Raw genomic sequence first — 16,994 nt, 5'->3', positions numbered from 1 at the left:
CCCCCGACCCCGGAGCGCCCCACCTTTTCCGCAGGCATGTCTGCCTTCCCCTTTATTCGCCACGGTTTCCGTCGTGATCTTCAGTTTCGGCAATGGATTCAATGGGTGAGTCATGTTTTCGGTATCGACTGGTTGACCAGTCAGCGACTAGGCTCCTGTCATGAGAATCCTTCTTGTGGGAGCGGGCGGGGTCGGCTCCGCTGTGGTTCCGATCGCCGCGCGCCGAGATTTCTTCGAACACATCGTGGTGGCGGACTCCAGACAGAGCCGCGCCGCCGGCGCCGTGGCCAAGATCGGTGATCCGCGCTTCAGCGCCATCGGGCTGGACGCATCCGACCAGGCGGCGGTCGAGGCCGCCCTGGCCGAGCACCGCTGTGACGTCCTCTTCAACGCCGTGGACCCCCGTTTCACCATGTCCCTTTTCCGGGCGGCGCTCAACGCCGGGGCGCACTACCTCGACATGGCGATGTCGCTGTCACGGCCCCACCCCCGCAGGCCGTACGAGCTGACCGGCGTGAAGCTGGGCGACGAGCAGTTCGCGCTCGGCGACGCCTGGCGCGACAGGGGCAGGCTGGCGCTGGTCGGCATGGGGGTGGAGCCCGGACTCGCCGACGTGTTCGCGCGCTACGCGGCCGAGCACCTCTTCGGGAGCATCGAGGAGATCGGCATCCGCGACGGGTCGAACCTGGTGGTCGAGGGCTACGACTTCGCGCCGACCTTCTCGATCTGGACGACCATCGAGGAGTGCCTCAACCCGCCGGTGATCTGGGAGGACGGCGACTGGCACACCACCGAGCCCTTCAGCGAGCCGGAGGTCTTCGACTTCCCCGAGGGGATCGGCCCGGTCGAGTGCGTGAACGTCGAGCACGAGGAGGTGCTGCTCGTCCCGCGCTGGATCGACACCAAGCGGGTGACGTTCAAGTACGGCCTCGGCGAGGAGTTCATCGACGTCCTCAAGACCCTGCACAAGCTCGGTCTGGACAACGCGGGCAAGATCCGGGTCGGCGGCGTCGAGGCCTCGCCCCGTGACGTCGTCGCGGCCAGCCTGCCCGATCCGGCCACACTCGGCGACCGGATGCGCGGCAAGACCTGCGCCGGCACCTGGGTGAAGGGTCTCGGCAAGGACGGCGAGCCGCGCGAGGTCTACCTCTACCATGTGGTCGACAACGAGTGGTCGATGCGCGAGTACGGGTGCCAGGCGGTGGTCTGGCAGACCGCCGTGCACCCGGTGGTCGCCCTGGAACTGCTGGCCACCGGCGGCTGGTCGGGCACCGGGGTGCTGGGGCCCGAGGCGTTCGACGCGGTGCCGTTCCTGGATCTGCTCAACGCCTACGGCTCGCCGTGGGGCATGCGCGAACAGGCCGGCCAGGTCCTGCAGTCCGCCTGACCCGGCTCAGCCCACGCCGGGCTCGCGCCTGAGGCCGTACCCCGCCCGGCCCGGCTCGCTCCGGCCTCCGGCGTCCGGTCTCCGAGTCCGTACGCCGCCCGCGACGGCCGCCGTCGCGGCTGACGTCACCCTCCCGGGGCGGCGGCCATGATCACCTGGCCGCCGTCTCGCGGCGTATCGGGCCAGGTCGTGTGACGTCTCTCACCCGATATCGGCGGGACTGTATAGCTTATGTCCCGGCATTGTTGCAGGATCCGGACACCATGACTCCCGATCGTTATGCCAGGTGGTCGGCCTGGCCCCCTCCGACAGGTATCGTTTCGCTCATCCCAGACTAAAAAAGTCAAAGCGGGATTAAACGTGCGCTAACGGGGATATGCGACATCCGCTCACGTGGATGCCAACGCCACCCCTCGCGCTCTCGGGCGACACACGAGGGGAGGACGATGGGCGCCTACATGCTGAAGCGGTTGATCAGCAATCTCCTGCTCGTGGCGATCGCCGCGAGCATGGCGTACTTTCTCGCCGCGACCAGCCTCAACCCCAGGGCCAAATACGAAGGCCGCCAGCCGCCGGTGGCGGAGGCGGTCGTCGACGGGGTGCTGGACGACTACAACCTCAACGACAAGACGCCGGTCTTCGAGCGGTACGTCACCTGGGTCTCCGGAGTCGTCCAAGGCGACCTCGGCAGGACCTGGGAGGGCAAGGAGGTCAACGGCGAGATGGGCCGGCGCATCGGCGTCAGCCTGCGACTGCTGCTCATCGGCACGATCGTCGGCTCGGGCATCGGTGTGGCCGTCGGGGCCTACGCCGCGGTCAGGCAGTACACGATCAGCGACCGGGTGATCGGCGTGACCTCCTTCGTCATCATGGCGATCCCGGTCTTCGTGATCGCGACGATGCTCACCATCGGGGCGGTCGGGCTCAACGGCGTCCTGGGCTTCACGCTCCTGGAGTACACCGGCGAGTACACCCCCGGGCTGAGCGGCTGGGACCAGTTCACCAGCCGGCTCAATCACCTGATCCTGCCGACGATCTCGCTCTGCCTCGGGCAGATCGCCTTCTACAGCCGGATCCAGCGCAACATGATGCTGGACGTGCTGGGCCAGGACTTCGTCCGCACCGCCAGGGCCAAGGGCCTCAGCCGCAGGAAGGCACTGTTCAAGCACGCGCTGCGGACCGCGCTGATCCCGGCCGCGACCTACTTCGCCTTCGCCTTCGGCACGCTGCTGACCGGTGCGATCTTCACCGAGAAGATCTTCGGCTGGCACGGCATGGGGGCCTGGCTGGTGGACTCGATCCAGCAGAACGACACCAACGCGGTCGCCGCGGTGAGCCTGTTCGCCGCCGTCTGCGTCCTGGTCGCGGGCCTGCTGTCGGACTTCGCCGTGGCCGCCCTCGACCCCCGGGTCCGGGTGAACTAGATGCGCTCGAAAGTCGTCCTCGCCCGCCTGGCGCGCAACCCGCAGGCCCGCTACGGACTCCTCGCCCTCCTGCTGCTCCTGCTGCTCGCCTACGCCGGTCCCTTCGTCGGCGCCCACACCTGGACCGACAAGGACTTCCTGGCCTTCCTGGAGCCGCCCTCGGCCGAGCACTGGTGGGGCACCACCCAGATCGGCCAGGACGTCTACGCGGTGACCTTGCGCGGCATGCAGAAGTCGATCGTCATCGGCTTCCTCGTCGCCCTCTTCTCCACCGGCGTCGCCGCCCTGGTCGGCGCCGCCGCCGGCTACTTCGGCGGGTGGGTGGACAGGGCCCTGATGTGGGGGGCCGACCTGCTGCTCGTGCTGCCCAGCTTCCTGATCATCGCCATCCTCTCGCCGAACCTCAAGGGCGGCTCGTGGCTCTGGTTCGTGGTCCTGCTCGCGGCCTTCTCCTGGATGATCACCTCCCGGGTGGTGCGGAGCATGACGCTCTCCCTGCGGGAGCGGGAGTACATCCTGGCCGCCCGTTACATGGGCATCCCCGGCTGGAGGATCATCCTCCGCCACGTCGTGCCGAACCTCTCCTCCCTGCTGATCATCGACGCCACGCTCAACGTCAGCGCGGCGATCATCGGCGAGGCGTCCCTGTCGTTCTTCGGCTTCGGCGTCCAGCCGCCCGACGTCTCACTCGGCACGCTGATCGCGGCGGGTAGCGGGCAGGTCACCGGCTACCCCTGGCTGTTCCTGTTCCCGGCCGGCCTGCTCGTGCTCCTCGTGCTCAGCGTCAACCTCGTCGGCGACGGCCTGCGCGACGCGCTCGACCCGGGGAGCAACCAGTGAACGAGCGAAGCGAGACGACCCGCGGACACGGCGCGCGGGGCAGGTTCGACGGGCCATCAGGCGAGGGGAACATGCCCATCCTTGAGGTGAACGATCTCAACGTCACCTTCCGCGGCGGCATCAAGGCCGTCCGGGGGGTGAGCTACCAGCTCAGCCGGGGCGAGGTCCTCGGCATCGTCGGCGAGTCCGGCTCCGGCAAGTCGGTGACCTCGCTGGCGGTGATGGGACTGCTCCCGGCCGGCGCCGAGATCAGCGGCTCGGTCCGGCTGCACGGCAGGGAACTGCTCGACATGCCGGAGGACGAGCTCGTCGGGCTCCGCGGCAAGACCATCGGAATGATCTTCCAGGACCCGCTGTCGGCCTTCACCCCCGTCTACACCATCGGCGACCAGATCGCCGAGGCCGTGCGGATCCACCAGAAGATCGGCAAGGACAAGGCGGCCAAGCGGGCGGTCGAGCTGCTGGACCTGGTCGGCATCCCGCACCCGGACGTGCGGGCCAAGGCGTTCCCGCACGAGTTCTCCGGCGGCATGCGCCAGCGCGCCATGATCGCCATGGCCATCGCCAACGACCCGGACGTGCTGATCTGCGACGAGCCGACCACCGCGCTCGACGTCACCATCCAGGCCCAGGTCCTGGAGGTGCTCAAGACCGCGCAGCGGGAGACCGGCGCCGGCATCGTGATGATCACGCATGACCTCGGGGTCGTCGCCGGCATCGCCGACCGGGTGCTGGTCATGTACGCCGGCAAGCCGGTCGAGCTCGGCACCGTGGACGAGATCTACTACCGTCCGCGCCAGCCGTACACGATGGGCCTGCTCGCCTCGATCCCGCGCATGGACCGCCCGACCGCGCGGCTCATCCCCATCGACGGCAACCCGCCCTCGCCCGCGGCGCTGCCGCCGGGCTGCCCGTTCGCACCCCGCTGCCCGATGAGGGTCAGCGCCTGCGACGAGGCGGAGCCCGACCTGGAGCGGATCGGACCCGGCACCCGGCTGTCGGCCTGCATCCGCTCGCACGAGATCGAGCTCAAGGGCCTCGACGGCGCCACGATCTACCCGGTGCCCGAGGCGCCCGCCGAGACGGCCGAGCCCCGGCCGCGCGCCGAGCGCGACACGGTGCTCAGCGTCGAGAACATGATCCGGCACTACCCGCTCATGAAGGGCGCGGTGTTCAAGCGCCGGGTCGGCACCGTGTACGCGGTGGACGGCATCAGCTTCGACGTCGCCGAGGGCGAGACGCTCGCCCTGGTCGGTGAGTCGGGCTGCGGCAAGACCACCACCCTCCAGCAGATCATGCAGCTGGAGGCCCCCCAGGGCGGCACCGTCGTCGTGCTCGGCAAGGACAGCGCCACGCTGGCCGGCGCCGACCGCAAGGCGCTCCGCCGGGACCTGCAGATCGTCTTCCAGGACCCGATGGCCGCGCTCGACCCGCGCATGCCGGTCGGCGACATCCTCGCCGAGCCGCTCCGCGCGCACGGCCGCAAGGACGTCGCCGCCCGGATCGCCGAGCTGCTCAGCCTGGTGGGCCTGGACCCGAGCCACGCCCAGCGCTACCCGCAGCACTTCTCCGGCGGCCAGCGCCAGCGCATCGGCATCGCCCGCGCGCTGGCCCTGGAGCCCCGGCTGATCGTGCTCGACGAGCCGGTGTCGGCACTCGACGTGTCCATCCAGGCGGGTGTGATCAACCTGCTGGAGGACCTGAAGGTCAGGCTCGGCCTGTCCTACCTGTTCGTCGCGCACGACCTGTCGGTGGTCCGGCACCTCGCGGACCGGATCGCCGTCATGTATCTCGGCAGGATCGCCGAGATCGGCACGGTCGACGAGGTGTACGGCAGGCCCGCCCACCCCTACACGCGGGCGCTGCTGTCGGCGATCCCGCTGCCCGACCCCGATCTGGAGCGCTCACGCGAGCGGATCCTGCTCGAAGGCGACCTGCCCAGCCCGGCCGACCCCCCGTCGGGCTGCCGCTTCCGCACCCGCTGCCCCAAGCGCGCCCTGCTGGGCGCCGAGGAGGCACGCAGGTGCGCCGAGGAAGAGCCCTCTGTTGTACGGCTCGCGCCCGCCGTCGATCACGGCGCCGCCTGCCACTACCCCGAAGAGGCCGAGGTCGTCGTGACCTCGCGTCGCTGACGACCCCTGTTGGAGGAACACGTGAAGGTTGGCTACAAGGCCATCGGCGGAGCCGCGCTCCTGGCCATGGCCCTCACCGCCTGCGCCGGCGGCGGCGCCGACAAGCCCAAGGCCGCGTCGAGCGAGGCCGCCAAGGAGCAGGCCGCCACGATCCCCGGAAGCACGATCAACCCCGTCGCCTACGACCAGGTGGCCGACGGCGGCACGCTGAAGCTCGCGCTCGGCCTGTGGCAGACCCAGTGGAACTACAACCAGGTCAACGGCACCAACGCCAGCACCGACGACGTGATCGAGCCGATCATCCCGCTCGTCGCCATCGCCAACGACAAGGCCGAGGTCACCAACAACCCCGACTACGTCACCGAGTGGAAGATGGAGCTCACCGGGGGCAAGCAGGTCGTCACCTACAAGATCCACGAAAAGGCCACGTGGTCGGACGGCACGCCGATGACCTACAAGGACTTCCAGGCCCAGTGGAAGGCCCTGAACGGCTCCAACAAGAAGTACCAGGTCTCCTCGACCGACGGCTACGACCGGGTCGAGTCGGTGGAGAAGGGCGCCACCGACAAGGACGTGGTGGTGACCTTCGCCAAGAACTACCCGGACTGGCCGGGCATGTTCTCGCCGCTCTACCCCGCCTCGACGAACGAGACGCCCGAGGCGTTCAACAAGGGCTGGATCGACAAGCTCCCGGTCACGGCGGGGCCGTTCAAGGTCGAGTCCGTCGACCAGACCAGCAAGACCGCCACGCTCGTCCGCGATGACAAGTGGTGGGGGCAGAAGGCCAAGCTCGACAAGGTCATCTTCCGGACCATCGAGGACACCGCCAAGCTGAACGCCTTCGCCAACGGCGAGATCGACGCGGTCGAGATCCCGGCGAGCGCCTCCGACCTCAAGCGGGCCAAGGGGGTGCCGGACGTCGACATCCGCAAGGCGGCCGCCCCGAACTGGCGCCACTTCACCGTCAACGGCTCCAGCGAGTTCCTCAAGGACAAGTCGGTCCGCCAGGCCGTCCAGCTCGGCATCAACCGCGAGGTGATCGCCCAGTCCGACCTCAAGGACATGGACTGGCCGATCCAGACGCTCAACAACCACCTGTACATGAACACCCACAAGGGTTACGTGGACAACTCCGGTGAGCTCGGCAAGTACAACCCGGAGAAGGCCAAGCAGCTCCTGGACGCCGCCGGCTGGAAGCAGGAGGGTGAGTACCGCAAGAAGGACGGCAAGGAGTTCGCGATCCGCTTCACCGTCCCGTCCTCCCTGCCCACGGCCAAGCAGGAGGGTGAGCTCACCCAGGCGATGCTGAAGGAGATCGGCATCAAGGTCACCGTCGAGCCGGTCCCGGTCGACAAGTTCTTCGACGACTTCATCATCCCCGGCAACTTCGACATCGTGCCGTTCTCCTGGCTGGGCACGCCGTTCCCGAACGGCGCCCTGCCGCAGATCTACAAGACGCCCGTCAGCGCGGAGAACTTCGGCAGCAACTTCCCGCGCATCGGCACCCCCGAGCTGGACAAGCTGATCGACCAGGCCGCGGGCGAGATGGACCCGGCCAAGGCGATCGAGCTGGGCAACCAGGCCGACAAGATGATCTGGGACCTGGTCCACACCATCCCGATGTACCAGCGCCCCGACATCTTCGCCACCAAGAAGAACCTGGCCAACTACGGCTCCTTCGGGTACGCCGACAAGAGCTGGACCTCCATCGGCTTCACCAAGTAGCCGCCGGAACCCCCTGTGCCCTTCTCCGCTGCGGCGGGGGAGGGCACTGCCGTCTCACCCCGTCCGGTCCGGGACCCGCCCCGTGAGGTCCCAGGAGCGGGGCTCAGGAGAAGGCCACGCGGCGCTGGAGGGGGTAGACGTTCTCCTGGAGGTCCTGGGTCAGCGCGTCCGCGCATTCCGGGCAGGCGAACAGGGCCCCGTCGTCGGGCAGGCGCCCGATCCTGATCCGTGGGCGGGGCCATTTCTTGTGGCAGGCCACGCAGGCGTCGCCCTCACGCTGGGTGCGGGTCAGGCCCTCAGGATCGAATGTCAGCGTGTTCTGCGCCGTTCTGTTCGGCCCCCAGTTCATCGCGCCTCCCGTCTTGATCGCGCAGTGTCATATCGGAACCGTTATAACGCCGCAGCGACCCGTGATCGCTTTGGTGGGTGTCAAGCAGTGGTTAAATCACTTCCTGCCTAGGGGGCGTACAGCAGCAAAAGGGGCACCCAGCCTCAAGCCGGGTGCCCCTTTTGGGGTGATCTAAACCGTCAGACCTCGCTGATGATCTTCTCCAGGATCGCCAGGCCCTCTTCCAGCAGGTGGTCGGGCATGACCAGCGGCGGCAGGAAACGCAGGACGTTGCCGTAGGTGCCCGCGGTCAGCACGAGCAGGCCCTCGGCGTGGCACCTCTTGGCGATCTCGCCCGCCGCGGTGGGGTGCGGGTCCTTGGTGCCGGGGACGACCAGCTCGATGGCGATCATGGCGCCGCGGCCGCGCACGTCGCCGACCACCGGGTTCTCACCGGCGATGGCGCGCAGCCGGGGGAGCATGACCTCGCCGATGCGGCGGGCCCTGCCGGTCAGGTCGTCGGCCTCGATGGTCTCCAGCACGCCCAGCGCCGCCTCGCAGGCGAGCGGGTTGCCGCCGTAGGTGCCGCCCAGCCCGCCGACGTGGACCTTGTCGAGGAGTTCGGCGCGGCCGGTGACGGCCGCCAGTGGCAGGCCGCCCGCGATGCCCTTGGCGGTGACGATGATGTCCGGGACGATGCCCTCGTCCTCGCAGGCGAACAGGTCGCCGGTGCGGGAGAAGCCGGTCTGGACCTCGTCGGCGATGAAGACGATGCCGTTCTCGCGGCAGAACTCCGCGATCTTCGGCAGGAAGCCCCTGGCCGGCTCGATGAAGCCGCCCTCGCCGGCGATCGGCTCGATCACCACGGCGGCCACGTTCTCCGCGCCGACCTGCTTGGTGATCTGGTCGATGGCCTGGGCGGCCGCCTCCTCCGCGCAGTTCTCCGGGCCGGTGAGCCAGCGGAAGGGGTAGGCCAGCGGCACCCGGTAGACCTCGGGGGCGAACGGGCCGAACCTGTGCTTGTACGGCATGTTCTTGGCCGTCAGCGACATCGTCAGCAGGGTCCGGCCGTGGTAGCCGTGGTCGAACACGACGACCGCCTGGCGCCCCGTGGCGTGCCGGGCGACCTTGACCGCGTTCTCCACGGCCTCGGCGCCGCTGTTGAGCAGGAAGGTGCGCTTCTCGTGGTCACCGGGCGTGAGCTCGTTGAGCTTCTCGCAGACCTGGACGTAGGACTCGTACGGCGTGACCATGAAGCAGGTGTGGGTGAAGTCCGCGACCTGCTTCTGAACCCGCTCGACCACGCGCGGGGCGGCGTTGCCGACGCTGGTCACCGCGATGCCGGAGCCGAAGTCGATCAGCGAGTTGCCGTCGGCGTCGACGACGACGCCGCCGCCGGCGTGCGTCACGAATACCGGCAGCGTGGTGCCGATGCCCTGGGGAACGGCGGCCTGCTTCCGGGCGAACATCTCGCGGGACTTCGGGCCGGGAATCTCGGTGACGACCCGGCGCTCCTGCGGAAGCGAGGGGCCGCCCTGGGTGACGGTGCTCATACTGCGACGGTATGTCGCACATGCCGGTATGCGGATGATGCACTATGGCAAAATTGCCGATAGCGCTCTGGCCGTAACGTACAAATCCCGGGGGTGGTTGTGGCGCCGACGCTCCGCACCGTCGTGCGACGCCTGCCGCTCAAGCTCGGCGTGCTCACCGGACAGGACGCGCTCGACCGGCCGGTGCGCTGGGTGGCGGTCAGCGAGCTGGAGGACCCGACCCCCTTCCTGGAGGGCGGCGAGCTGGTCCTCACCACGGGCATGCGCCTGGACGCCGGCACCGCCGGGCCGTACGTCGACCGGCTGGTCGGCAAGGGGGTCACCGGGCTCGGGTTCGGCGTCGGGCTGGGACACGAGGTGATTCCGGCCGGGCTGGTGGAGGCGGCGGCGCGGGCGGGGCTGCCGCTGATCGAGGTGCCGCGCGACACCCCGTTCGTCGCGATCGGCAAGCTGGTCAGCGACCTGATCGCCGCCGAGCAGTACGACGAGATCAGACGCGCCTTCGTCACCCAGGGCCGCCTCACCCGTGCGGCCCTCCTCCCCGAGGGCCCCCGCGCGGTGGTCGACGGCCTGGCCCGGGAGCTCGGAGGCTGGGCCGCCCTGCTCGACGAGGCGGGAGCCGTACGGCACGCGGCCGGAGAGGGCGCGGGCCGCACCGCCGACCTCCTTCCCGAGCTGGAGCGCCTGCGCAGGCCCGCGGGCGGGGGCGCGCCCGCGAGCCTGGCACTCTCCACGCCGGGGGAGCACGTCATCGTGCATCCGCTGGGCGCCCGTCGCGTCCGGGGGTTCTTCGCGGTCGGCCTCGACCGGCCGTTCACGCCGGTCGCGCACACCGTGGTCAACGCCGCCGGCTCCCTGCTGACGCTCGCCATCGAGCACGGCAGGGAGCACCTGGCGGCCGAGCGCCGGGTCCGTTCGGCGGTGCTCCGGCTGCTGCTGGCCGGGCAGGTGCGGGCCGCGCAGGAGACGCTGGAACTGCTGGGAGACGGGCTCCCGGGCGGCCCCGTGGTCGTCCTGGCCGCCGGCGGCGACCAGGAGGCGGTGCTGGAGGCCGCGGGCCACGAGTTCGCGGTGGCCGCCGGCGACCGGGCGGTGGTCGTCGTCGCGGCGGATCGCGCCGAGGACACCGTCTCGGCGCTGCGGGAGCACGGCCCGGTCGGCATCGGCTCCCCGGTCGGCCTCGACGACCTGCGCGCCGGGCTCGACCAGGCAGACCGGGCGCTCGCCTCGGCCCGTCGCGCAGCCGAGCCCGTCATGCGCTTCGCCGACCTCGCGGGCCAGGGCCTGCTGTCCCTGCTGGACCCGGGCATGACCGCGGCGTTCTCCTCGGCGCTGCTCGCCCCCCTGCGCGAGTACGGCTCGCGCGCCGACCTGCTGGAGTCCCTCCGCGCCTACCTGGCCTGCAACGGCCACTGGGACGCGGCGGCGCAGCGGCTCGGCGTGCACCGGCACACCCTGCGCTACCGCATGCGCCGGGTCGCCGAGCTCCTCGGCCGCGACCTCGACGACCCGGCGGCCCGCGCCGAGCTCTGGGTCGCGCTGGCCGTCACCGAGTGAGGCGGTCCCCGGGCTCCCCGCGGAGGCGGGCGCCGGAACGGCGGGTCAGGGCCTGTCGACCAGGTAACGGGAGATGGTGGCGTAGGTGACCGCGTCATAGGTGCGGCTGTCACGCAGGTGCCCGGCGCGCTCCAGGCTGATGGCGCCCTGCGCGGCCGCCCAGAGGGCGTCGGCGATCTTCCTGGGCTGCGTCGGGATGATGTATCCGGCCGAGATGCAGTCGGCGATTACCCGGTCGAGGACGTTGAGCGCCGCCCGCGCCAGGGTCCGGGCCCGCTCGCTCGGCAGGAATCCGGGGATCGCCCGCTCGAACATCAGGGCGTAGTAGCCGGGTTCGGCCAGCGCGGCCTCCCGGTAGGCGGGACCGAGCGCGGTGAGGTGCTCCAGCGCGTTCCTGCGGGCGGGCACCGACTCCAGACGCCGCCGGAACCGCTCGAAACCCTCAAGGTAAAGCGCCTCGGCCAGGCCTTCCTTGCTGCCGAACATGGTGTAGATGACGGTCGTCGAGCACCCGGCCTCGGTGGCGATGCGGCGCATCGACAGGCTTTCGGGACCGATGGTGACGAGGAGTTGACTGGCCACGTCGAGCAGCCTGCCGCGGAGTTCGTCCTGGGTGGCCCGTTCGCCGACCAGATAGGCGCCCTGCAGTCCGCGCGGCGCCGATGAGGTCATGCGGCCACGCCCTTCCGCTCTCGGGGTTGCATTCGATGACTTAGCCAGGGCGGCGATCCTTCAAACCGCTGCCATATAAGAAATATCCATAATCCGCCCCATTTTCGTTACAGGCAGAGAGGGAGATATTTTTATGCGTAACGGCGTGCCCGCGCAAGTGTCTTGTGCGTAGTGGAGTAACGCCACTCCCGGGCGGGTGGCATACCGTCGGTGCCATGGACGTGCGCCCCTTCTGGCTCGCCGGCCGCCCCGCCACGGGGGACGCCGAGCTCACCGTGACCAACTCCCATGACGGCCGTGTCGTCGGCGTCTGCTCCGTGCCGACCGCCGCCCAGGTGGAAGAGGCCGTCGCCGCCGCGGCGGCCGTGCAGAAGCAGGCCGCCGCGCTCCCCATCCATGTGCGGGCCGAGGCTCTCGCCCACGTCTCGCGCCGCTTGGCCGAGCGGGCCGAGGAGATCGCCCGCCTGATCATGGAGGAGAACGGCAAGCCGATCTTCTGGGCCCGTGGCGAGGTGAACCGCGCGGTCTCCACCTTCCGGTTCGCCGCCGAGGAGACCCGCCGGCTCGGCGGCGAGGCCGTGCGACTGGACACCGAGGCCGCCTCCGCCGGCCGCCTCGCCTACGTCTCGCGCGTCCCGCACGGCCCGGTCCTGGCGATCACGCCGTTCAACTTCCCGCTCAACCTGGTGGCCCACAAGGTCGCCCCGGCCATCGCGGTCGGCGCCCCGATCATCGTCAAGCCGGCCCCGGCGACGCCGATCTCCTCCCTCGTGCTCGGCGAGATCCTGGCCGAGACCGCGCTGCCCGAGGGCATGTTCTCCGTGCTCCCCGTGCCCAACGACCGCGCCGCCGGTCTGGTCGACGACCCGCGCCTGCCGGTCGTCTCCTTCACCGGCTCCGGGCCCGTCGGTTACGCGATCATGGACCAGGTGCCGCGCAAGCACGTCACCCTCGAACTCGGCGGCAACGCCGCCGCCGTCGTGCTCGCCGACGCCGACCTCGACTGGGCCGCCTCCCGGGTGGCGCTGTTCTCCAACTACCAGGCCGGGCAGAGCTGCATCGCGGTCCAGCGGGTGATCGTCGAGGAGTCGGTGCGTGAGGACTTCGTGGCCAGGCTCGTCCCCGCCGTCGAGGCCCTGGTCACCGGAGATCCCGCCGACGACAGGACCCAGGTCGGCCCGCTCGTCTCCGTCGAGGCCGCCGAGCGCGTCGAGCAGTGGGTCAAGGAGGCCGTCGCGGCCGGCGCCCGGCTGCTCGCCGGCGGCACCCGCGACGGCGCCACCGTCGCGCCGACCGTCCTGGCCGACGTGCCGCACGACGCCAAGGTCTCCTGCGAGGAGGTCTTCGGGCCCGTGATGATCGTCCAGTCCGTGCCGGGCGTCGACGAGGCCTTCGCCGCGGTCAACGACTCCAGGTACGGCCTGCAGGCCGGGATCTTCACCCGCAACCTGGACATCGCCTTCCGGGCGAACCGGGAGCTCGAGGTCGGCGGTGTGATCATCGGAGACGTCCCGTCCTACCGCGCCGACCAGATGCCCTACGGCGGCGTCAAGGACTCCGGCGTCGGCCGCGAGGGCGTCCGCTCGGCCATGGCGGACTTCACCTACGAGAAGGTCATGGTCCTCACAGGGCTTTCCCTCTGACGGTTCGCGCACGGCCCGCCTCTCTCTGAAGAACCGACCGTGTCTCTGAAAACCGTGTACGGCGTCTCTGAAAGCCGTGTGCGGCCCTGAAGTCGTGTACGGCCCGCCCCCGCCGCCCCGGGGCGCGGGCCGTGCCGTACGGGGACCGGTCACCGGCCGGGAGGTCTCCGGTTCCCTCCGGCCGTTGGCTCCGTCATGACCCGGGCGGAGGTCCGGGCGCTGACGGCACGCACCGTGGTCACGACCTCTCGGCCGTGGCGTAGAGCTCCCTGGCCACGTCGCCGAAGTAGGGCCCGTACATGGTGCCGCGGTCGTCGCTGTACTTGAAGCTGCTCACCGAGGTGATCGTGCCGCGCCCGGTGGCGACGTCGAAGCCGCTCAGCCAGGGACCGCCGCTGGAGCCGGCGGTCATGTCGCAGCGCATGCCCTGGTCGTCGGTCTGGCCGTGCGGGTCGTCGCGGACCGGGCCCGCGCAGTAGACCAGGTGCTCGCCGTTGTAGGGGGGTTCGGCGGGGAAGCCGAAACCGTGGGTCTGGCGGCCCCTGGCGGCGCCGAAGGCGATCCCCTGACCGCCGACGACCTCCCCCAGATGCCTGCCGCCCCTGTGGTTGAGCGCCACCATGCCGATGTCGTAGCTGTCGTCCGCGCTGCGCGACCACGGGCCCGCGACGAACATGCGCCGTGCGGTGAACTGCCCGTACGGCCGGCGCCCCTGGTCGTAACCGGGCACGAAGGTCCAGTTGTCCGCCCACGCTCCGGTGCCGTCCTTGACGCAGTGCCCGGCGGTCACCACGAGGTCCTTGTTGGTGCTCCTGACCGAGCTCGCCGAGCACACGAAGTCGAGCCCGCCGAGGGTGAGGAAGACCCGCCCGGTGGTGCGCGTCACCGACCCGCCCGCGTTCCAGCGCGTCCCGGCGGTGCGGGCGCCGCGCTGGCGGAGCGGGACGGCGGGCTTGCCGAACATCCCCGCCGCCGTCCCGAGCAGGTCGATCGGGACGGCGGCCGCCATGCGCCGGGGGGTCCAGTAGTCGAGCACGTGGCGCTGGTCCGGCGTGCCGCGGGCGGCCACGCGCTCGACGACGTCGTCCCTGTCGGCCACGACCGCGGTTTTCGCGGCCGGCCGGGCCTTCGCGGCCGGCTGGGGGCGGGAGGCGCTGACGGCCCACCGCCCGTGTTCCGTGGTCGTCGCGCCGGTCTGGGGTGCGCCCAGCAGGCCGGCGACAAGCGCGGCACCCGCAAGCAGGGGGAGGCTCGAGGTCATGAGACCCGATTTTGCACTACGTGGTGTGTTGTTGTGACTACTTTAAGTAAAGATCAGGGAGTGTCGGCGCCCTGGGCGGCCTCGTAGACGGCCTGCGCGTCGGTCCCGAAGTACGGGCCGAACATCCAGCCGGAGGCGAAGCCGTACTTGAAGCTGTTCACCGAGTTCAGCGTGCCCAGGCCGGTGCTCTCGTCGAAGTCGGTGAACCAGGGGCCGCCGCTCGACCCGCCGGTCATGTCGCAGTTCAGTCCGATGTCACGGGACATCAGGAAGTCGTCGAACGCCCGACCGGCGCAGTAGACCAGCTTCGACCCGTCGTAGGGGGCGGCGGCGGGGTAGCCGAAGGAGTGCATCCGCTGCCGCCGGGCCCGGTTGAAGGAGACGCCCTGGCCGCCCACCGCGTCGGTCAGCGACCGGCCGTTCAGCGGGGCCACCACGGCGGCGGCCACGTCGTAGTTGACGTCCTCGCTGTTGTTCCACTGCGGGGTGGTGTAGAGCGCGGTCGCCACCCAGGTGCCGTGCGGCCGGTCGCCCCTGTCGTAGCCCGGGACGAACACCCAGTTGCCGTGGAAGGCGCCGCCCATCTTCACGCAGTGCCCGGCGGTGATCACGGTGCTTCCGTTGTCGCTGGTCACCGCATTGCCCGAGCAGGAGGCGTTGCGGCCCTGGTAGGTGAAGAACACCCGTCCGGCGGTCCTGGCGATCGCGCCCCCGCGGGTCCAGGCCGACCCGGTGGAGGCGCGTGCGGCGGACGTCCGGGCGGCCGTGACGGTGTCGCCGGCCGGTGAGGTCGCGGGGACCGAGACGGGGTCGGCCGCCGCCTGGGCCGCGATCGCCGCCGCGGTGAGCCGGACGGCGCCCTTCTTCGGCGCGAGGGCGTCGAGCGGCTGGGCGGCCTCCATCTTCGCCTCCGTCCAGTAACGCTGGACGGTGCGCTGTTCGGTCGTGGTGTCGGCGGCCTCCTTCCCGATCGGCTGCGGACCGGCCGCTGTCGCGCCGGCGCTGTGTGCGACCGCCGCCGAGAGCAGGGTGCTGCCCGCGGCGAGGGTGATGATGGGGACCAGGCGTGCCCTGCGGCGCATTTGTACCTCCCGAGACCTGATGCTGACTCGGGAAGCTAGTGCGCTATATGACCGCATTTCTCAGGATTTACAAGTATTGATATGGCAAAATTCAGACTTAAATAGTGCCTTTTATCTCGTGTTTCACGGATCACAGATTTCGGCGCCGATTCGACAGGGAGACGAGAGCCGGGAGAATGGGGCGGTGCAGTCAGACACCATCCGCTCCGTTGTCCTGCTCGGCTCGACCGGCTCCATCGGGACCCAGTCCCTCGACGTCATCGCCCGCAACCCCGGCCGGTTCCGGGTGGCGGCGCTCGCCGCCGGAGGCGGCCGGATCGACCTGCTGGCCCGCCAGGCGGCCGAGTTCCGGCCCGACGCGGTGGCCGTCGCCGACCCCTCGGCCGTGCCCGCGCTGCGGGAGGCCCTGGCCGCCCACGGGGTGAGCGCCAAAGTGCTCGCCGGGCCGGAGGGGGTCGCGGAGGCCGCCGCCTGGCCGTCCGACACGGTGCTCAACGGCATCACCGGCGCTCTGGGGCTGACCTCGACGCTGGCCGCCCTGGAGGCGGGCCGGGTGCTGGCCCTCGCCAACAAGGAGTCGCTGATCATCGGCGGGCCGCTGGTGAAACGCCTGGCCAAGCCGGGGCAGCTCATTCCGGTCGACTCCGAGCACGCCGCCCTCGCCCAGTGCCTGTGGGCCGCCGGTCCCACCGGCCCCGACGCGTCGGCGGTGCGCGGCCTGGTCGTCACCGCGAGCGGCGGTCCCTTCCGCGGCAGGTCGCGAGCCGAGCTGACGGACGTCACCCCCGAGCAGGCCCTGGCGCACCCGACCTGGTCGATGGGCCCGGTCATCACCGTGAACTCCGCCACACTCGTGAACAAGGGGCTGGAGGTCATCGAGGCCCACCTGCTCTTCGACATCGGCTTCGACAGGATCACCGTCGTGGTCCACCCGCAGTCGGTCGTCCACTCCATGGTGGAGTTCGTGGACGGCTCGGTCATCGCCCAGGCGAGCCCGCCCGACATGAGGCTGCCCATCGCGCTGGCCCTCGGCTGGCCGGAACGGGTCGCCGGAGCCGCCCCCACGGTCGACTGGACCACGTCCAGCACCTGGACCTTCGACCCCCTCGACGACGAGGCCTTCCCCTCCGTCGCGCTGGCCCGCCAGGTCGGCTCCGCCGGCGGCACGGCCCCCGCCGTCTACAACGCCGCCAATGAGGTGTGCGTCGAGGCGTTCCTCTCCGGGCGGCTGCCCTTCCTGGGTATCGTCGACACTGTGGCCGCTGTGGTCTCCGAGCACACGGTGACTCGGGCGGATTCCGTCGAGGAGGTGCTCGACGCCGACGGATGGGCACGGGCGAGGGCTCGGGAGCTCACCGCGACTGCCTAGACTGGGGAAAGTCGTCGACAC

Annotated in this window: 13 protein-coding genes; 8 read left to right on the top strand and 5 right to left on the bottom strand. The window is 70.3% G+C overall.

The window, feature by feature from the left end; all coding sequences use genetic code 11:
• Nucleotides 1-160 precede the first annotated feature (160 nt).
• The 5 genes from CA984_RS07000 (at nucleotide 161) to CA984_RS06980 (ending at nucleotide 7,508) form a co-directional block, all read left to right on the top strand.
• Nucleotides 161-1,387, top strand: a complete 1,227-nt coding sequence (locus CA984_RS07000) for a saccharopine dehydrogenase family protein (protein WP_086569451.1) — start codon at nucleotides 161-163, stop codon at nucleotides 1,385-1,387.
• Nucleotides 1,388-1,833: 446 nt separating this feature from the next.
• Nucleotides 1,834-2,811, top strand: coding sequence for an ABC transporter permease (locus CA984_RS06995; RefSeq protein WP_086569448.1), 978 nt, complete (start codon nucleotides 1,834-1,836; stop codon nucleotides 2,809-2,811).
• A complete protein-coding gene (locus tag CA984_RS06990; RefSeq protein WP_086569445.1) occupies nucleotides 2,812-3,651 on the top strand; it encodes an ABC transporter permease in 840 nt (279 codons plus the stop codon).
• Nucleotides 3,652-3,722: 71 nt separating this feature from the next.
• Entirely contained in the window at nucleotides 3,723-5,783 is a 2,061-nt protein-coding gene (locus CA984_RS06985) for an ABC transporter ATP-binding protein (protein WP_086569443.1), read from the top strand.
• Between the two features lie 21 nt (nucleotides 5,784-5,804).
• Nucleotides 5,805-7,508 (top strand): ABC transporter family substrate-binding protein, encoded by a 1,704-nt coding sequence (locus CA984_RS06980; protein ID WP_086569440.1) that lies wholly within the window; start codon nucleotides 5,805-5,807, stop codon nucleotides 7,506-7,508.
• Between the two features lie 103 nt (nucleotides 7,509-7,611).
• Here the strand turns inward: CA984_RS06980 and CA984_RS06975 are convergent, their stop codons facing one another.
• Together CA984_RS06975 and gabT are read right to left on the bottom strand one after the other, a co-directional pair.
• Nucleotides 7,612-7,857 (bottom strand): hypothetical protein, encoded by a 246-nt coding sequence (locus tag CA984_RS06975; RefSeq protein WP_086569437.1) that lies wholly within the window; start codon nucleotides 7,855-7,857, stop codon nucleotides 7,612-7,614.
• A gap of 179 nt (nucleotides 7,858-8,036) precedes the next feature.
• On the bottom strand, nucleotides 8,037-9,389 hold the full coding sequence (gabT, locus tag CA984_RS06970) for a 4-aminobutyrate--2-oxoglutarate transaminase (protein WP_086569435.1): 1,353 nt from the start codon (nucleotides 9,387-9,389) through the stop codon (nucleotides 8,037-8,039).
• A 93-nt stretch (nucleotides 9,390-9,482) separates the two neighbouring features.
• Here gabT and CA984_RS06965 point away from each other — a divergent pair, with 93 nt between their 5' ends.
• Nucleotides 9,483-10,946, top strand: coding sequence for a PucR family transcriptional regulator (locus tag CA984_RS06965; protein ID WP_341351700.1), 1,464 nt, complete (start codon nucleotides 9,483-9,485; stop codon nucleotides 10,944-10,946).
• Nucleotides 10,947-10,991: 45 nt separating this feature from the next.
• Here the strand turns inward: CA984_RS06965 and CA984_RS06960 are convergent, their stop codons facing one another.
• Entirely contained in the window at nucleotides 10,992-11,618 is a 627-nt protein-coding gene (locus CA984_RS06960; protein ID WP_086569431.1) for a TetR/AcrR family transcriptional regulator, read from the bottom strand.
• Between the two features lie 215 nt (nucleotides 11,619-11,833).
• Here CA984_RS06960 and CA984_RS06955 point away from each other — a divergent pair, with 215 nt between their 5' ends.
• Nucleotides 11,834-13,261 carry an aldehyde dehydrogenase family protein gene (locus CA984_RS06955; RefSeq protein WP_086569429.1) on the top strand — a complete coding sequence of 476 codons (1,428 nt, stop codon included), beginning with the start codon at nucleotides 11,834-11,836 and terminating at the stop codon, nucleotides 13,259-13,261.
• A gap of 238 nt (nucleotides 13,262-13,499) precedes the next feature.
• Here the strand turns inward: CA984_RS06955 and CA984_RS06950 are convergent, their stop codons facing one another.
• Nucleotides 13,500-14,522 (bottom strand): trypsin-like serine peptidase, encoded by a 1,023-nt coding sequence (locus CA984_RS06950; RefSeq protein ID WP_086569427.1) that lies wholly within the window; start codon nucleotides 14,520-14,522, stop codon nucleotides 13,500-13,502.
• A gap of 53 nt (nucleotides 14,523-14,575) precedes the next feature.
• Nucleotides 14,576-15,604 carry a trypsin-like serine peptidase gene (locus tag CA984_RS06945; protein WP_086569425.1) on the bottom strand — a complete coding sequence of 343 codons (1,029 nt, stop codon included), beginning with the start codon at nucleotides 15,602-15,604 and terminating at the stop codon, nucleotides 14,576-14,578.
• A gap of 184 nt (nucleotides 15,605-15,788) precedes the next feature.
• On the opposite strand from CA984_RS06945, the gene dxr reads away from it, so the two are divergent.
• On the top strand, nucleotides 15,789-16,973 hold the full coding sequence (dxr, locus tag CA984_RS06940) for a 1-deoxy-D-xylulose-5-phosphate reductoisomerase (RefSeq protein ID WP_207620764.1): 1,185 nt from the start codon (nucleotides 15,789-15,791) through the stop codon (nucleotides 16,971-16,973).
• The last annotated feature ends 21 nt before the right edge of the window (nucleotides 16,974-16,994 follow it).

This window comes from Streptosporangium minutum (assembly GCF_002149035.1).
GTDB lineage: Bacteria > Actinomycetota > Actinomycetes > Streptosporangiales > Streptosporangiaceae > Streptosporangium > Streptosporangium minutum.
Note: the sequence above shows the minus strand (reverse complement) of the source record. Positions and strands in the feature narration are given on the sequence as shown.

Bases quoted from the DNA above. Each gene is read 5' to 3' on its own strand.
- CA984_RS07000 (WP_086569451.1), top strand. From the start codon at position 161: ATGAGAATCCTTCTTGTGGGAGCGGGCGGGGTCGGCTCCGCTGTGGTT.
- CA984_RS06995 (WP_086569448.1), top strand. From the start codon at position 1,834: ATGGGCGCCTACATGCTGAAGCGGTTGATCAGCAATCTCCTGCTCGTG.
- CA984_RS06990 (WP_086569445.1), top strand. From the start codon at position 2,812: ATGCGCTCGAAAGTCGTCCTCGCCCGCCTGGCGCGCAACCCGCAGGCC.
- CA984_RS06985 (WP_086569443.1), top strand. From the start codon at position 3,723: ATGCCCATCCTTGAGGTGAACGATCTCAACGTCACCTTCCGCGGCGGC.
- CA984_RS06975 (WP_086569437.1), bottom strand. From the start codon at position 7,857: ATGAACTGGGGGCCGAACAGAACGGCGCAGAACACGCTGACATTCGAT.
- gabT (WP_086569435.1), bottom strand. From the start codon at position 9,389: ATGAGCACCGTCACCCAGGGCGGCCCCTCGCTTCCGCAGGAGCGCCGG.
- CA984_RS06960 (WP_086569431.1), bottom strand. From the start codon at position 11,618: ATGACCTCATCGGCGCCGCGCGGACTGCAGGGCGCCTATCTGGTCGGC.
- CA984_RS06955 (WP_086569429.1), top strand. From the start codon at position 11,834: ATGGACGTGCGCCCCTTCTGGCTCGCCGGCCGCCCCGCCACGGGGGAC.
- CA984_RS06950 (WP_086569427.1), bottom strand. From the start codon at position 14,522: ATGACCTCGAGCCTCCCCCTGCTTGCGGGTGCCGCGCTTGTCGCCGGC.
- CA984_RS06945 (WP_086569425.1), bottom strand. From the start codon at position 15,604: ATGCGCCGCAGGGCACGCCTGGTCCCCATCATCACCCTCGCCGCGGGC.